Origin of the sequence: Mycobacterium sp. 3-98, assembly GCF_035918355.1 — a bacterium.
GTDB classification, from domain to species: domain Bacteria; phylum Actinomycetota; class Actinomycetes; order Mycobacteriales; family Mycobacteriaceae; genus Mycobacterium; species Mycobacterium intracellulare.
Window position 1 is genome coordinate 2,030,585 of record NZ_CP142360.1, and the last position, 15,738, is coordinate 2,046,322.

The window sequence follows — 15,738 nt, forward strand, 5'->3', positions numbered from 1 at the left end:
GGATCAATGCGCGTGGCCGGAGCGGTCGGCGTCGGGGGAGCCGCCCATCATGCGCAGCATCGGCAGGCCCCCGGAGGTGATGAACCGGGCGACGAGGACGATCGCGAGCGCGCCGAAGGCGATGTTGAGCAAGGTCGTGTAGTTCCACGAGATAGAGGCCTCCAGCACGGTCGCGTTGCGTTGCGCCGGGATGAGATGCGTTGTGCCGAAGATCAATTCGACCAGGTATCCGGCGACCACCATCGCGGCGTAGAAGGTGCCCAGCAGGGTCAGCATCATCTTGGTGCCGTAGTACTTGCGGTAGATGTTGAGGATCGGGAGGATCAACAGGTCGGCGTAGATGAACGCGATGACGCCCCCGAAGCTGATCCCCCCGTTCCACAACACCGCGGCCAGCGGGACGTTGCCGATCGAGCACACGAAGGACACGATCGCCACGACGGGGCCCACGAGCGGACCCCACAGCGCCGACCAGACCGGGTGATCCACCAAAAAGAAGCTCTGCCAGAACTTTTCGGGAACCCACGCCGCGACGGCCCCCGCGATCAGCAGGCCAAGGACAAGGTCGCGCAGGATCGCCAGCCACTCCATCACGAACACGTGCGAGACCGAGGTGAAGCCGGCCGGGGAGAACAGCCGCCGCCAGAACGAGCCTTCTCCTTTGACCGACATGTCCATGGCGGCGTGGCCTTCCATCGATCCGGCGATTCCCTTTTCGGCCTGCTCGCGGGCGGCGTCGACGAGTCGCGAGCGCACGAACAGCCGGAACAATGCAGCGAGCACCACGATCATCAACGGGCCGCCGACGAATTCGGCGGCGGTGAACTGCCAGCCCATCAGCAGCGCCAGGATGATGCCCAACTCCGCCACGAGGTTGGTCGAACCGATCTCGAACGCCATCGCGGCGGTGAAGTCGGCGCCCTTGCGGAACAGCGATCGCGCCAGGGCCACCGCGGCATACGAGCACGACGACGACGCCGCCCCCAGCCCGGCCGACACCGCCAGGGTGCGGGGGCGGTCATCGCCCATCAGCGCCACGATCGTCGAGCGCCGCACGACCGCCTGCACCACCGCCGACAGGGTGAAGCCGACGATCAGCGCCCACAGGATTTCCCATGTCATCGAACCCGCGAGCGTCAGGGCGTGCCCGATCGCCGATAGCACCGTCATCACTGAAACCTCCTGCGGTGAGCCGCCGGCGCGAGGTGAGTCTGTTCCGACGCATCGGACTATACCCCTTGGGGGTATAAGGGCGCAGGGCCCGATCGTCCGGCGGTTCCTCGGACCCTAGAATCGCTGGCAAATAGCCGGGTCCGGGCGCGTCGACGCAAAACCCACACCGGGGCAAAGGCCGCAGCGGCGCGGCCCGGCGACGAATATGGACGAACCACCGCGCGCGGCCGTCGCCGCCGCGAAAACAGCGTGAACGGGCGCTTTCGCATGAAACTCACTGATCACGCCCACGCCGGCACCGGCGCGCCGGGGCGTTTAGGACACCGGGAACGGGCAAATACCCGACACACCGGTGTCGCCACCGCTGTCACAGAGACAACACCAGGCACACTGGTAACAACAGTTTTGCAGACGCCAGGAGGGTACGGCCGTGTATCGAGTGTTTGAAGCGCTGGATGAATTGAGCGCCATCGTCGAAGAAGCCCGCGGCGTCCCGATGACGGCCGGCTGCGTGGTGCCCCGCGGCGACGTGCTGGAGCTGATCGACGACATCAAGGACGCGATTCCGGGCGAGCTGGACGACGCCCAGGACGTGCTGGACGCGCGCGATTCCATGCTGCAGGACGCCAAGACGCACTCCGAGTCCATGGTCGAATCGGCGACCACCGAGTCGGAGTCCATGCTCAACCACGCCCGCGCGGAGGCCGACCGGCTGCTGTCGGACGCGAAGGCGCAGGCCGACCGGATGGTGAGCGAAGCCCGCCAGCACAGCGAGCGCATGGTCGGCGAGGCCCGCGAGGAGTCGATGCGCATCGCCACCGCGGCCAAACGCGACTACGAGGCCAGCGTCGGGCGCGCCCAGGCCGAGGCCGACCGGCTGCTCGAAAACGGCAACATCTCCTACGAGAAGGCCGTGCAAGAGGGCATCAAGGAACAGCAGCGCCTGGTCTCGCAGAACAGCGTGGTCGAGGCGGCCAACGCCGAGGCCACCCGGCTCATCGACTCGGCGCACGCCGAGGCCGACCGGCTGCGGGGCGAATGCGACATCTACGTCGACAACAAGCTCGCCGAGTTCGAGGAATTCCTCAACGGCACCCTGCGGTCGGTGGGTCGCGGCCGCCACCAACTGCGGACAGCGGCCGGGACGCACGACTACGCCGTGCGCTAGCGTTTCGCCGCCCGCCCAGCGGGCGGGCGAGCCCTGGAATTGTGCGGCCGGCGCCGTAGGATTTCCGATATGACGCGCCAGCACACCACCTCATCGACGCGCGGCGGTGCGCCTCGGCTATCTGGGCCGATGACGTTCGACATCACCCGGCTCGGGCGGCGGCCCGGCGCGATGGTGACCGTGCGCAACACCGTGCCCACCCCGGCGCGCATCGGGCTGGACATGATCGCGATCGAGGCCGGCGCCCCCCTGGAACTGGACCTGCAGGTCCAGTCGGTGTCCGAGGGCGTCCTGGTGACCGGGACGGTGACCGCGCCCACCGCCGGCGAATGCGCGCGGTGCCTGACCCCGCTCGACGGGACCGTGCAGGTGCGGTTGACCGAACTGTTCGCCTACCCGGACAGCACCACGGAGGCGACCACCGAGGAGGACGAGGTCGGCCACATCGTCGACGACACCATCGACCTCGAGCAGTCCATCGTCGACGCGGTGGGGCTCGAACTCCCCTTCTCGCCGGTGTGCACGCCGGGTTGCCCGGGGCTGTGCCCCGAATGCGGGGTGCCGCTGGCCGCCGAACCGGGCCATCAGCACGACCGCATCGACCCGCGCTGGGCCAAGCTGGCGGGCATGTTCGACCCCGAGGCGGACGAATCGCGGGGTGAGCGGTGAGCTCACGGCAGGCTCTGCTCGACGCCCTCGGGGTTGAGCTGCCCGACGAACTGCTGTCCTTGGCGCTGACGCACCGCAGCTACGCCTACGAACACGGCGGGCTGCCGACCAACGAGCGGCTGGAGTTTCTCGGCGACGCCGTGCTGGGCCTGACCATCACCGACGAGCTCTACCACCGCCATCCCGATCGCAGCGAGGGGGACCTGGCCAAGCTGCGGGCCAGCGTCGTCAACACCCAGGCGCTGGCCGACGTCGGGCGAAAGCTCTGCGAGGGGGGCCTCGGGGTGCACCTGCTGCTGGGGCGCGGGGAGGCGAACACGGGCGGGGCGGACAAGTCGAGCATCCTGGCCGACGGCATGGAATCGCTGCTGGGTGCGATCTACCTCGAGCACGGGATCGACGTTGCGCGCGAGGTGATCCTGCGGTTGTTCGGCCCGCTGCTGGACGCCGCGCCGACGCTGGGGGCCGGGCTGGACTGGAAGACCAGCCTGCAGGAGCTGACCGCGGCCCGCAGCATGGGCGCGCCGTCCTACGTCGTCACCTCGACCGGCCCCGACCACGACAAGGAATTCACCGCCGTGGTCGTGGTGGCCGACACCGAATACGGCTCGGGCGTGGGCCGCTCCAAGAAGGAAGCCGAACAGAAGGCCGCGGCGGCGACCTGGAAGGCGCTGGAAGCGCTGGACACCGTTCCCGGCAGCTGAATCGATGCCCGAACTGCCCGAAGTCGAGGTGGTGCGCCGCGGCCTGCACGCCCATGTGGTGGGAAAGACGATCACGGCCGTCCGGGTGCACCACCCGCGCGCGGTCCGACGCCACGAGGCGGGGGCCGCGGACCTGACCGCCCGACTCCTCAACGACCGGATCACCGGCACCGACCGGCGCGGTAAGTACCTGTGGCTGCTGCTCGACAGCGACGCGGCGCTCGTCGTGCACCTCGGCATGAGCGGGCAGATGCTGCTCGGCGCGGTGCCGCGCGCCGACCACGTCCGGATCTCCGCCCTGCTCGACGACGGGACCGTGCTGAGCTTCGCCGATCAGCGCACCTTCGGCGGGTGGATGCTCGCCGACCTGGTCGAGGTGGACGGCAGCGTGGTGCCCGAACCCGTCGCGCACCTGGCGCGCGACCCGCTGGACCCCCGGTTCGACGCCGACGCCGTCGTAAAGGTCTTGCGGCGCAAGCACTCCGAAATCAAGCGCCAGCTGCTCGACCAGCAGGTGGTGTCGGGCATCGGCAACATCTACGCCGACGAGGCGCTGTGGCGGGCCAAGGTGCACGGGGCGCGGATCGCCGACGCGCTGACCCGCAAGCAGTTGACCGCCGTGCTCGACGCGGCCGCCGACGTGATGCGTGACGCGCTGGCCAAGGGCGGGACCTCGTTCGATTCGCTGTACGTCAACGTCAACGGCGAATCCGGATACTTCGACCGCTCACTGGACGCCTACGGCCGCGAAGGCCAGGGCTGCCGCCGCTGCGGCGCGGTGATGCGCAGGGAGAAGTTCATGAACCGCTCGTCGTTCTATTGCCCGAAATGCCAACCGCGCCCGCGTGTTTGAGTGTGAAGACTTGGCTTTGACGGTGACCACACGGTTGCGACACGCCGAGCGTGGGTGACCGGCTTTCACACCGGCCGCCCCGCGTTCACACTCGACGACGCAAAAGGTGCATCACTCGAAGATGTCACGGCGCAGCGTCCCCGTGGGCAGCGCCGGATCCACAAACCACTCGTGGCTGAACAGCGCGCCGAACACCTGGGGCGGCAACCGCATCAGGAGCCCGAACAGGCGCGCGCCCAGGCCCGAACTGCCGATCTGGGACCGGTGCGCGGCAAAAGCGTCCCGCTTCTGGCGGGCGAAGCGGAACACGTTGACCCGGTGGGTGATGGTCGCGCGCGGGGCATACGCGCCCCGGACGATGTCACGTTCGTACGGTCCGGGAAGCCGCAGCAGGTGCGCGAGATCGCTGACGCGAAGCAGCATTTCGCGCGGCATCGTCACCTCGAGCACCCGGGGAATCGCGGCGAGCTCGGCGGCTCGCTTGCCGACGTGGTGCACCTGCACATGATCGCGGTGGCCGTAGCCGCCGTTGGGCTGGTAGCTGAGCAGCAGATCGGCGCGCTCATCGCGAAGGATGGCGGCCAGCCGCCCCGCCGCCTCGTCGAGGTCCGCCCGCCCGAATCGGGTGCGCCCGGGCGGGTCCGGGTAGAACAGCGGGCCGTAGCCACTGTCGGCGTAGCCGAGGCACTCCACCCGCTGTGCCCCGAGAATGCTTGCGCTCGACCGCAATTCGCCCAGCCGGTTGCCGTCCTCGTTGTGCACCCGCCCGTCGGTCGCCGTGACCACGACGACGCGATGCCCGGCCGCGGACGCGCGCGCAAGCGTGCCGCCGGTGAGGACCACCTCGTCGTCGGGGTGCGCGTGGAACGCGACGACGGTGGCCATGCCAAACAGTATGCCCGCGCGTCACGGCGCGGCCGGCCGGTAGAAATGAGCCATGGCCGAACTATGGGTGGAACGCACCGGAACTCGCCGCTACACGGGATACAGCTCGCGGGGAGCGCAGGTGCTCGTCGGCTCCGAGGACGTCGACGGCGTGTTCACTCCCGGCGAGCTGCTCAAGATCGCGCTCGCGGCCTGCAGCGGGATGTCCAGCGATATGCCGCTGGCCCGCCGGCTGGGCGACGACTACAAGGCGGTCATCAGAGTCTCCGGCGCGGCCGACCGCGAGCAGGAACGCTATCCGCTGCTCGAGGAGACGCTGGAGCTGGATCTGTCGGGGTTGGCCGAGGACGAGAAGGAGCGCCTGCGCGTCGTGGTCAACCGGGCCATCGACCAGGTCTGCACGGTCGGGCGCACCCTGCAGTCCGGCACCACCGTCAACTTCGAGGTGAGCGATGTCGGATCCTGACGCCCGGCTCACCGCCTGGGTGCACGGGAACGTCCAGGGGGTGGGTTTCCGCTGGTGGACGCGGTGCCGGGCGCTGGAGCTGGGCCTCACCGGCTACGCCGCCAACCAGGCCGACGGCCGCGTGCTGGTGGTCGCCCAGGGGCCGCGGGAGGCCGGCGAAAAGCTGCTGGAGCTGCTGCGGGGCGGCGCGTCCTGGCCCGCCCAGCCCGGACGCGTCGACAAGGTCGTCGCCGACTGGTCGCAGCCCCAGGAGCGTTTCGAGGGGTTCGTCGAGCGGTGACGGCGCCTGCTTCTCGTGGCTGATGTGACCACTGTGACCAGTGCGTCGCCCCGCGACGCCGCCGGCAGATTTCGGCCCGGCCGACACCCCTCGGTGAGCCTGTCCGGGATGGTTTGAGCGGTAGTCTGGCTCGCCGTGTACCTCAAGAGTCTGACGCTGAAGGGCTTCAAGTCCTTTGCCTCGCCGACGACTCTGCGTTTCGAGCCGGGCATCACCGCGGTGGTCGGGCCCAACGGTTCGGGCAAGTCCAACGTCGTCGACGCGCTGGCCTGGGTCATGGGCGAGCAGGGCGCCAAGACGCTGCGCGGCGGGAAGATGGAGGACGTCATCTTCGCCGGGACCTCGTCGCGCGCCCCGCTGGGCCGCGCCGAGGTCACCGTCACCATCGACAACTCCGACAACGCGCTGCCCATCGAGTACTCCGAGGTCTCGATCACCCGGCGGATGTTCCGCGACGGCGCCAGCGAATACGAAATCAACGGCAGCAGTTGCCGTTTGATGGATGTTCAGGAACTACTGAGCGACTCCGGGATCGGCCGGGAGATGCACGTCATCGTCGGGCAGGGCAAGCTCGACGAGATCCTGCAGTCGCGGCCCGAGGACCGTCGCGCGTTCATCGAGGAAGCCGCGGGCGTGCTCAAGCACCGCAAGCGCAAGGAGAAGGCCCTCCGCAAGCTCGACGCGATGTCGGCGAACCTGGCCCGGCTCACCGACCTGACCACCGAGCTGCGCCGCCAACTCAAACCGTTGGGCCGCCAGGCCGAGGTGGCCCGCCGCGCCCAGACGATCCAGGCCGACCTGCGTGACGCGCGGCTGCGGCTGGCCGCCGACGACCTGGTCAACCGCAAGGGCGAGCGCGAGGCCATCTTCGAGGCCGAGGCCGCCATGCGGCGCGAACACGACGAGGCCTCCGCGCGGCTGGCCGTCGCGTCCGAGGAACTCACCGCGCACGAGACCGCCGTCGGCGAGCTCTCCGGACGCGCCGAATCGGTGCAGCACACCTGGTTCGCGCTGTCCGCGCTGGCCGAACGGGTGGCCGCCACGGTGCGCATCGCCAGCGAGCGGGCCCAGCACCTCGACGTGGAGCCGGTGGCGGCCGGCGACACCGACCCCGACGCTTTGGAAGCCGAGGCCGAGCAGGTCGCGATCGCCGAGCAGCGGCTGCTGGCGGAGTTGGCCGCGGCGCGCACCCGGCTCGACGGCGCGCGCGCCGAGTTGGCCGAGCGCGAGCGCGAGGCCGCCGAGGCCGACCGGGCGCATATGGCGGCGGTGCGCGCCGAGGCGGATCGGCGCGAAGGGCTGGCGCGGCTGGCCGGTCAGGTGGAGACGATGCGGGCGCGCGTCGAGTCGATCGACGACAGCGTCGCGCGGCTGTCCGAACGCATCGAAGCCGCCGCCGCCCGCGCCCAGCAGGCCAAGGCCGAATTCGAAACCGTGCAGGGCCGCGTCGGGGAACTCGACCAGGGCGAGATGGGACTCGACGAGCACCACGAGCGCACCGTGGCCGCGCTGCGGTTGGCCGACGCGCGGGTCGCCGAACTGCAGTCCGCCGAGCGGGACGCCGAACGCCAGGTGGCCTCGCTGCGCGCCCGCATCGACGCGCTCGCCGTCGGCCTCGAACGCAAGGACGGCGCCGCCTGGCTTACCCAAAACCATTCCGGCACAGGGCTTTTGGGTCCGATGGCCAAGCTGGTCAAGGTCCGCTCCGGCTACGAGGCGGCGCTGGCCGCGGTGCTGGGATCGGCGGCCGACGCGCTGGCCGCCGAGAGCTTCGGCGCGGCCCGGTCCGCGGTCGCCGCGCTCAAACAGGCCGACGGCGGCCGGGCCGCGCTGGTGCTCGGAGACTGGCCCGCCGATCACCCCGCCCCGCAGGCCGCCCCGGCGGGCGCGCTGTGGGCGCTCGACCTGATCGACGCTCCCGAGCGGCTGCGCGGCGCGATCACGGCGATGCTCTCGGGCGTCGCGGTGGTCGACGACCTGGACCGGGCGCTGGCCCTGGTGGCCGAGCATCCCCGGTTGCGCGCGGTCACCCTCGACGGCGACCTGGTGGGCGCCGGCTGGGTGAGTGGGGGCTCCGATCGCAAGCTGTCCACGCTCGAGGTGACCTCCGAGATCGACAAGGCCGGCGACGAGCTGACCGCCGCGGAGGCCCAGGTGGCCCAGCTGAGCGCGGCGCTGTCCGGCGCGCTGACCGAGCAGGCCGCCCGCCAGGACTCCGCCGAGCAGGCGCTGGCCGCCCTCAACGAATCCGACAGCGCCATCTCGGGAATGTACGAACAGCTCGGCCGGCTCGGCCAGGAAGCCCGCACGTCCGAGGACGAGTGGAGCAGGCTGCTGCGGCAACGCGAGGAGCTCGAAGCGGGCCGGACCCAGACCGTCGCCGAAGTCACCGAACTGGAAACCCGGCTGCGCAACGCCCAGGAGACCCAGCAGGCGCCGGCGGAGGAACCGGTGGACCGCCAGCAGATCGCCGCCGCCACCGAGAACGCGCGCAGCGTCGAAGTGGAGGCCCGGCTCGCGGTGCGCACCGCCGAGGAGCGCGCGAACGCGGTGCGCGGGCGGGCGGATTCGTTGCGCCGCGCGGCCGCCGCCGAACGCGAAGCCCGGGTGCGGGCCCAGCAAGCACGTGAGGCGCGGCTGCGGGCGGCCGCGGTGGCCGCGGCGGTGGCCGACTCCGGCCGGCTGCTGGCGCAGCGGTTGAACGGGGTCGTCGACTCGGCGTCCAAGATCCGCGACGCCCTGGCCGCCGAACGCCAGCAGCGCGCGACGGCGATGGCGGCGGTGCGCGACGAGGTGAACGCGCTGGGCGCCCGGGTGGCCGCCCTGACCGACTCGCTGCACCGCGACGAGGTGGCCAACGCCCAGGCTGCGCTGCGGATCGAGCAGCTCGAGCAGATGGTGCTCGAGCAGTTCGGCATGGCGCCCGAGGATTTGATCGCCGAGTACGGCCCGCAGAACGAGCTGCCGCCGACCGACCTGGAAATGGCCGAATACGAGCAGGCCAAGGAGCGCGGCGAGCAGGTCTTCGCGCCGGCCCCCATTCCCTACGACCGCGCCACCCAGGAGCGCCGCGCCAAGCGGGCCGAGCGCGAACTGGCCGAACTGGGCAGGGTCAACCCGCTGGCGCTGGAGGAGTTCGCCGCGCTCGAGGAGCGCTACAACTTCCTGTCCACCCAGCTCGAGGACGTCAAGGCCGCCCGCAAGGACCTGCTCGGGGTGGTCGACGAGGTCGACGCCCGCATCCTGCAGGTGTTCAGCGAGGCCTACGCCGACGTGGAGCGCGAATTCACCGAGGTGTTCACCGTGCTGTTCCCCGGCGGCGAGGGCCGGCTGCGGCTGACCGATCCGGGCGACATGCTCACCACCGGCATCGAGGTGGAAGCCCGTCCGCCGGGCAAGAAGGTCACCCGGCTCTCCCTGCTGTCCGGTGGCGAGAAGGCGCTCACGGCGGTGGCGATGCTGGTGGCGATCTTCCGGGCCCGCCCGTCGCCGTTCTACATCATGGACGAGGTGGAGGCCGCCCTCGACGACACCAACCTGCGGCGCCTGATCTCGCTGTTCGAGCTGCTGCGGGCGCGCTCGCAGCTCATCATCATCACCCACCAGAAGCCGACCATGGAGGTCGCCGACGCGCTCTACGGCGTGACCATGCAGGGCGACGGCATCACCGCGGTGATCTCCCAGCGGATGCGCGGCCAGCAGGTGGAGCAGTTGGTCACGACCTGATCGGCGGGCCGGGGCACGCCCCGGTGACCGACCGGCACCGGACCGCTTGAAACAATGTCAGCGTGTCCCAAGGTCTTTGGATCGCGCTCGCGGTCCTGATAGCTCTCGTCGTCCTGGTCGCGCTGGTCTTGGGCCTGCTGCGGTATCGCCGGCGGCGGATCAGCTTCTCGACGCGCGCCGAACCCGGGGCGATCGACCGCTCCGGCGGATACACCGCGTCGTCCGGGATCACCTTCAGCCAGACACCGACCGTGGCGCCGCCCGAGCGGCTCGACACCACCGGGCTGCCCGGGGTGGGCGACGACGCCACCATCCCGCGCGACGCGCCGCGGCGCACCATCTCCGACGTCGACCTCCCCGAACCGGAGACCGTCGCGCCGCCACCGATCCCCGCCGCGCCACCCGAACCCGAAACCCCGGCGCCCGAGACCCCGGCGCCCGAAACGCCGGCCGCCCCCGAGATCGAGGAGATCGCGCCGCCCGAGGGCCGCCTGGAACGGCTGCGCGGCCGGCTGGCCCGTTCGCAAAGCGCGTTCGGCCGCAGCATGCTGGGCCTGATCGGCGGCGGCGACCTCGACGAAGACGCCTGGCAGGACGTCGAGGACACGCTGCTCGTCGCCGACCTGGGCCCCGTCGTCGCCGAATCGGTCATCGCCCAGCTGCGCGCCCGGCTGGCCGGCAGCGACGTGCGCACCGAGGCCGACGCGAAGGCCGTGCTGCGCGACGTGCTGATCAAGGAGCTGCAGCCCGGCATGGACCGGTCGATCCGGGCGCTGCCGCACGCCGACCATCCCTCGGTGCTGCTGGTCGTCGGCGTGAACGGCACCGGGAAGACCACCACGGTCGGCAAGCTCGCCCGCGTCCTGGTCGCCGACGGGCGGCGCGTCGTCCTGGGCGCCGCCGACACCTTCCGGGCCGCGGCCGCCGACCAGCTGCAGACCTGGGCGTCGCGGGTGGGCGCCGAGGTGGTGCGCGGGGCCGAAGGCGCCGACCCGGCGTCGGTGGCGTTCGACGCCGTCGACAAGGGCATCGCCGCCGGCGTCGACGTCGTGCTCATCGACACCGCGGGCCGGTTGCACACCAAGGTCGGGCTGATGGACGAACTCGACAAGGTCAAGCGCGTGGTGACCCGGCGCGCCGCGGTCGACGAGGTGCTGCTGGTGCTCGACGCCACCATCGGGCAGAACGGCCTGGCCCAGGCCCGGGTGTTCGCCGAGGTCGTCGAGATCACCGGGGCCGTCCTGACCAAGCTGGACGGAACGGCCAAGGGCGGCATCGTCTTTAGGGTCCAGCAGGAGCTCGGCGTGCCGGTCAAGCTGGTCGGGCTCGGTGAGGGCCCGGACGACCTCGCGCCATTCGAACCGGCCGCGTTCGTCGACGCGCTGCTCGGCTGACACCACCGCAGCGGCGGGCGGGACGTTAATCCCGCCGAAACACGACGGCACCATCGCCGAAACAACCATTGCGCAATCTTCTCGCAGGTCATCGGACGCATGTCCGACGTCCCATTGCGGCCCGACCGGAGGAGATTGCGAGTGACATACCCGATGCTGGGCCAGCCCAACACCGGCGATACCGCCTGGATGCTGGCCAGTTCCGCGCTGGTGCTGTTGATGACGCCGGGTCTGGCGTTCTTCTACGGCGGTATGGTGCGCGCCCGAAGCGTGCTGAACATGCTCATGATGAGCATCAGCGCGATGGGCGTGGTCACCGTGCTGTGGGTGCTCTACGGCTATTCAATCGCCTTCGGCGACGACGTCGGCAACTTCATGGGCAAGCCGACGTCCTATTGGGGCCTCAAGGGCCTCATCGGCGTCAACGCGGTGGCCGCCGACCCCAGCAAAGGCACTGCGGCAACGGACATTCCGCTCGCCGGCACCCTGCCCGCCACGGTGTTCGTGGCGTTCCAGCTGATGTTCGCGATCATCACCGTCGCGCTGATCTCCGGCGCGGTGTCCGACCGCCTGAAGTTCGGCGCCTGGCTGGTGTTCGCCGGGCTGTGGGCGACGTTCGTCTACTTCCCGGTCGCCCACTGGGTTTTCGCGTTCGACGGCTTCGCCTCCGAGCACGGCGGCTGGATCGCCAACAAGCTGCACGCGATCGACTTCGCCGGCGGGACCGCCGTCCACATCAACTCCGGTGTGGCGGGCCTGATGCTGGCCATCGTGCTGGGGAAGCGGCGCGGCTGGCCCACCACGTTGTTCCGCCCGCACAACCTGCCGTTCGTGATGCTCGGCGCCGGGTTGCTGTGGTTCGGCTGGTACGGGTTCAACGCCGGGTCGGCCACCAGCTCCAACGGCGTCGCCGGGACGACGTTCGTCACCACCACGGTCGCGACGGCCACCGCGATGCTGGGCTGGATGCTGACCGAGCGCATCCGCGACGGCAAGGCGACGACGCTGGGGGCCGCATCGGGCATCGTCGCGGGCCTGGTCGCCATCACCCCGTCCTGCTCGTCGGTCAACGTCCTGGGCGCGCTGGTCGTGGGCCTGGTCGCCGGGGTGCTGTGCGCGCTGGCCGTCGGCCTGAAATTCAAGCTCGGCTTCGACGACTCGCTCGACGTGGTCGGGGTGCACCTGGTCGGCGGCCTGGCCGGCACGCTGCTGGTGGGCCTGCTCGCCGCCCCGGAAAGCCCGGCGATCAACGGCGTGGTCGGGGTGTCGAAGGGATTGTTCTACGGCGGCGGCTGGGCTCAGCTCGAGCGGCAGGCGATCGGCGCGTTCAGCGTCCTCGCCTACTCCGGTGTGGTTACGCTGATCCTGGCTTTGATCCTGAAGTACACCATCGGGCTTCGCCTCAACCCGGAAGCGGAAGCCACGGGTATCGACGAGGCCGAGCACGCCGAGAGTGGTTACGATTTCGCGGTGGCTACCGGCTCGGTGCTCCCGCCCCGGGTCGCTGTCGCGGACACCCGCAACGGCGTGAAGGAGGACCGAGTGGGCGACAAAGTGGAGGCAGAGCAGTCATGAAGCTGATCACCGCGATCGTGAAGCCGTTCACGCTCGATGACGTGAAGACCAGTCTCGAGGACGCGGGCGTCCTGGGGATGACGGTCAGCGAAATCCAGGGCTACGGGCGGCAGAAGGGGCACACCGAGGTCTACCGCGGTGCCGAATACTCCGTCGACTTCGTGCCCAAGGTGCGGATCGAGGTCGTCGTCGACGACTCCATCGTCGACAAGGTCGTGGACAGCATCGTCCGGGCGGCGCGCACCGGCAAGATCGGCGACGGCAAAGTGTGGGTCAGTCCCGTGGAAACCATTGTGCGCGTGCGCACCGGCGAGCGCGGAACCGATGCGCTATGACGCATTCCGTCAATTGCTGATTCGCCCCGGGCGGGCCGCGAGGGCATGACCCCGAACGGCTCCGATCCGCCCGGGCACCCAGCGGGGACAGGAAGCGCCGGCGGGGCAGTCGATTTGGCCGCCTCGCGGCGCCAACTGCTGTCCGAGGGCAGCAAGCTACACGCCGCCGAACTGCGGCACGCCTGGCTGGATCTGCACGAATCATGGTTGATGGCCAAGGCCGCCGAGATCGGGATCGACGACGACAGCGGCTTCGCGATCGTCGGCATCGGCGGGTTGGGCCGCCACGAGCTGCTGCCGTACTCCGACCTGGACCTGATGCTGTTGCACGACAACAAGTCCGACGACGTGCTGGGCAAGGTCGCCGACGGGTTGTGGTATCCGTTGTGGGACGCCAACGTTCGCCTCGACCACAGCGTGCGGACCGTGTCCGGCGCCCTGGGTGTGGCCAATGCCGACATGATCGCGGCCCTGGGCATGCTGGACGCACGCCACATCGCCGGCGACGCGCGGCTGTCCGAAGAACTGATCGCGGGCGCGCGACGCCAGTGGCGCAGCGCAATTCGCTCCCGGATGGATGAGCTCGTCGCGATGACGCAGGCCCGCTGGGAGCGCTGCGGGCGGATCGCGCAGCGGGCCGAACCGGACCTGAAATCGGGCCGGGGCGCCCTGCGCGATGTGCAGTTGCTCGACGCGCTCGGCGTGGCCCAGCTCATCGACCGCCACGGCATGGCCCGCCCGGAGTCGCCGGGCGGCTCGCTGGACGACGCCCACCTGACGCTGCTCGACGTGCGCACCGAGCTGCACCGCGTGTCCGGGCGCGGACGCGATCAGCTGCTGGCCCAATACGGCGACGAACTCAGCGCCGCGCTGCACATCGGTGACCGATTCGACTTGGCCCGCAAGCTATCCGACGCCGGGCGCACCATCGCCTACCACGCCGAGACGGGGCTGCGCACCGCCGAGAACGCCCTGCCGCGCCGCGGCGTCTCGGCGTTGGTGCGCCGGCCCAAGCGCCGCCCCCTCGACGAGGGCGTCGTCGAATACGGCGGAGAGATCGTGCTCGCCCGCGACGCGCGACCCGACACCGACGTGGGCTTGGTGCTGCGGGTGGCCGCCGCGTCGGCCGACACCGGGTTGCCGATCGGCGCCGCCACGCTGAGCCGCCTGGCCGCCGGCGCGCCCGAGATGCCGGTGCCCTGGCCGCGGGAAGCGTTGGACGACTTACTGGTTGTGCTGTCCGCCGGCCCGACGACCGTGGCCACCATCGAGGCGCTCGACCGCACCGGGCTGTGGGGCCGGCTGCTGCCCGAATGGGACGCGATCCGCGACCTGCCGCCGCGCGACGTCGCGCACAAATGGACGGTGGACCGGCACGTCATCGAGACGGCCGTCAACGCCGCGCCGCTGGCGACCCGCGTGGCGCGGCCCGACCTGCTCGCGCTCGGCGCGCTGCTGCACGACATCGGCAAGGGCCGCGGCGTCGACCACAGCGTGCTCGGCGCGGGCCTGGCCCTGGATATCGGGCCGCGACTGGGGATCTCGCCCGCCGACTCCGAGACGCTCGCGCAGCTGGTCCGCCACCACCTGCTGCTGCCGGTCGTGGCGACCCGCAGCGACCTGAACGACCCCAAAACCATTGAGCGCGTGTCGAAGTCGCTCGGCGGCGATCCGCTGCTGCTCGAAGTGCTGCATGCGCTCACCGAAGCCGACTCCAAGGCCACCGGGCCGGGGGTGTGGAGCGAATGGAAGGCGTCCCTGATCGAGGAGTTGGTTCGGCGCTGCCGGCTGGTGATGGCGGGGGAGCCGCTTCCGGAGGCCGAACCGACTGCACCCCAATATCTTTCGTTGGCCGCTCAACGCGCGGTCCACGTGGAGATCAAGCCCAGTGGCGGTGAGCGGCTGGACGTGGTGATGGCCGCCCCGGATCAGCGGGGGCTCGTGTCCAAGGCCGCGGCGGTGCTGGCGCTGAACTCGCTGCGCATCCATTCGGCGTCGGCCAGCACCGACGCGGGTTTCGCGGTCGTCGAATTCGTGGTGTCGCCGCTGTTCGGTTCGCCGCCGGAGGCGGGCCTGCTGCGCCAGCAGTTCACCGGCGCGCTCGCCGGTGACGTCGACGTGTTGGGCACGCTGGAGAAACGCGACAGCGACGCCGCCGGCGCGGCGTCCACGCGGGCCGGCGAGGTTCAGGTCGGGGTGCCGGTGACGCGCTCGACCGCCCCGCCCCGCATCCTGTGGGTCGATACGGCCACCGCCGGCCAGCTGATCGTCGAGGTCCGCGCCATGGACCGCCTGGGGCTGCTCGCGATGCTGACCCGGGCGCTGGAGCGGGCCGGAACCGACATCGTCTGGGCCAAGGTCAACACGTTCGGGTCGACAGCGGCCGACGTCTTTTGCGTGACGGCCGCCTCCGGCGGGCAAGCCGGGCGGGATGCGGTCGAGCAGAGCCTGCTTGCCGCGCTCGGCGGGCCGGCGGTCGAGGTGCTCGAGGAACCCGTCGGCGACTAACC

General features: G+C 70.6%; 13 protein-coding genes. 11 read left to right on the forward strand and 2 right to left on the reverse strand.

Annotation, left to right across the window (positions count from 1 at the left end):
* Nucleotides 1–3: 3 nt before the first annotated feature.
* Nucleotides 4–1,170, reverse strand: a complete 1,167-nt coding sequence (locus tag QGN30_RS09980; protein WP_036459368.1) for a permease — start codon at nt 1,168–1,170, stop codon at nt 4–6.
* Between the two features lie 433 nt (nt 1,171–1,603).
* Here QGN30_RS09980 and sepIVA point away from each other — a divergent pair, with 433 nt between their 5' ends.
* From sepIVA to mutM, 4 genes are all read left to right on the forward strand, one after another.
* Nucleotides 1,604–2,341: a cell division protein SepIVA gene (gene sepIVA / locus QGN30_RS09985; protein WP_009956333.1), complete on the forward strand. Its 738-nt coding sequence runs from the start codon at nt 1,604–1,606 to the stop codon at nt 2,339–2,341.
* 69 nt (nt 2,342–2,410) lie between these two features.
* The gene (locus tag QGN30_RS09990; RefSeq protein ID WP_198347136.1) at nt 2,411–3,010 is read left to right on the forward strand and encodes a YceD family protein; all 600 of its coding nucleotides are present in this window, start codon (nt 2,411–2,413) and stop codon (nt 3,008–3,010) included.
* Nucleotides 3,007–3,714, forward strand: coding sequence for a ribonuclease III (gene rnc, locus QGN30_RS09995; protein ID WP_009956337.1), 708 nt, complete (start codon nt 3,007–3,009; stop codon nt 3,712–3,714). The genes QGN30_RS09990 and rnc overlap by 4 nt, the downstream gene beginning before the upstream one ends.
* A 4-nt stretch (nt 3,715–3,718) precedes the next feature.
* Nucleotides 3,719–4,567 (forward strand): DNA-formamidopyrimidine glycosylase, encoded by an 849-nt coding sequence (mutM, locus tag QGN30_RS10000; protein WP_009956339.1) that lies wholly within the window; start codon nt 3,719–3,721, stop codon nt 4,565–4,567.
* Between the two features lie 111 nt (nt 4,568–4,678).
* On the opposite strand, the gene QGN30_RS10005 is transcribed toward mutM, so the two are convergent.
* Nucleotides 4,679–5,452: a PIG-L deacetylase family protein gene (locus QGN30_RS10005; RefSeq protein WP_009956340.1), complete on the reverse strand. Its 774-nt coding sequence runs from the start codon at nt 5,450–5,452 to the stop codon at nt 4,679–4,681.
* A gap of 52 nt (nt 5,453–5,504) precedes the next feature.
* On the opposite strand from QGN30_RS10005, the gene QGN30_RS10010 reads away from it, so the two are divergent.
* From QGN30_RS10010 to QGN30_RS10040, 7 genes are all read left to right on the forward strand, one after another.
* Nucleotides 5,505–5,918, forward strand: a complete 414-nt coding sequence (locus tag QGN30_RS10010; RefSeq protein WP_009956342.1) for an OsmC family protein — start codon at nt 5,505–5,507, stop codon at nt 5,916–5,918.
* On the forward strand, nt 5,905–6,198 hold the full coding sequence (locus QGN30_RS10015; protein WP_008258938.1) for an acylphosphatase: 294 nt from the start codon (nt 5,905–5,907) through the stop codon (nt 6,196–6,198). The genes QGN30_RS10010 and QGN30_RS10015 overlap by 14 nt, the downstream gene beginning before the upstream one ends.
* A gap of 135 nt (nt 6,199–6,333) precedes the next feature.
* Entirely contained in the window at nt 6,334–9,924 is a 3,591-nt protein-coding gene (smc, locus tag QGN30_RS10020) for a chromosome segregation protein SMC (RefSeq protein WP_008258935.1), read from the forward strand.
* 62 nt (nt 9,925–9,986) lie between these two features.
* Nucleotides 9,987–11,318: a signal recognition particle-docking protein FtsY gene (gene ftsY / locus QGN30_RS10025; protein ID WP_014380706.1), complete on the forward strand. Its 1,332-nt coding sequence runs from the start codon at nt 9,987–9,989 to the stop codon at nt 11,316–11,318.
* Nucleotides 11,319–11,471: 153 nt separating this feature from the next.
* The gene (locus tag QGN30_RS10030; RefSeq protein WP_009955175.1) at nt 11,472–12,893 is read left to right on the forward strand and encodes an ammonium transporter; all 1,422 of its coding nucleotides are present in this window, start codon (nt 11,472–11,474) and stop codon (nt 12,891–12,893) included.
* Nucleotides 12,890–13,228 (forward strand): nitrogen regulatory protein P-II, encoded by a 339-nt coding sequence (gene glnB, locus QGN30_RS10035; protein WP_003878721.1) that lies wholly within the window; start codon nt 12,890–12,892, stop codon nt 13,226–13,228. Before QGN30_RS10030 ends, glnB begins: the two co-directional genes overlap by 4 nt.
* Nucleotides 13,229–13,273: 45 nt before the next feature.
* On the forward strand, nt 13,274–15,736 hold the full coding sequence (locus QGN30_RS10040; RefSeq protein WP_080552540.1) for a [protein-PII] uridylyltransferase: 2,463 nt from the start codon (nt 13,274–13,276) through the stop codon (nt 15,734–15,736).
* Nucleotides 15,737–15,738 lie beyond the last annotated feature (2 nt).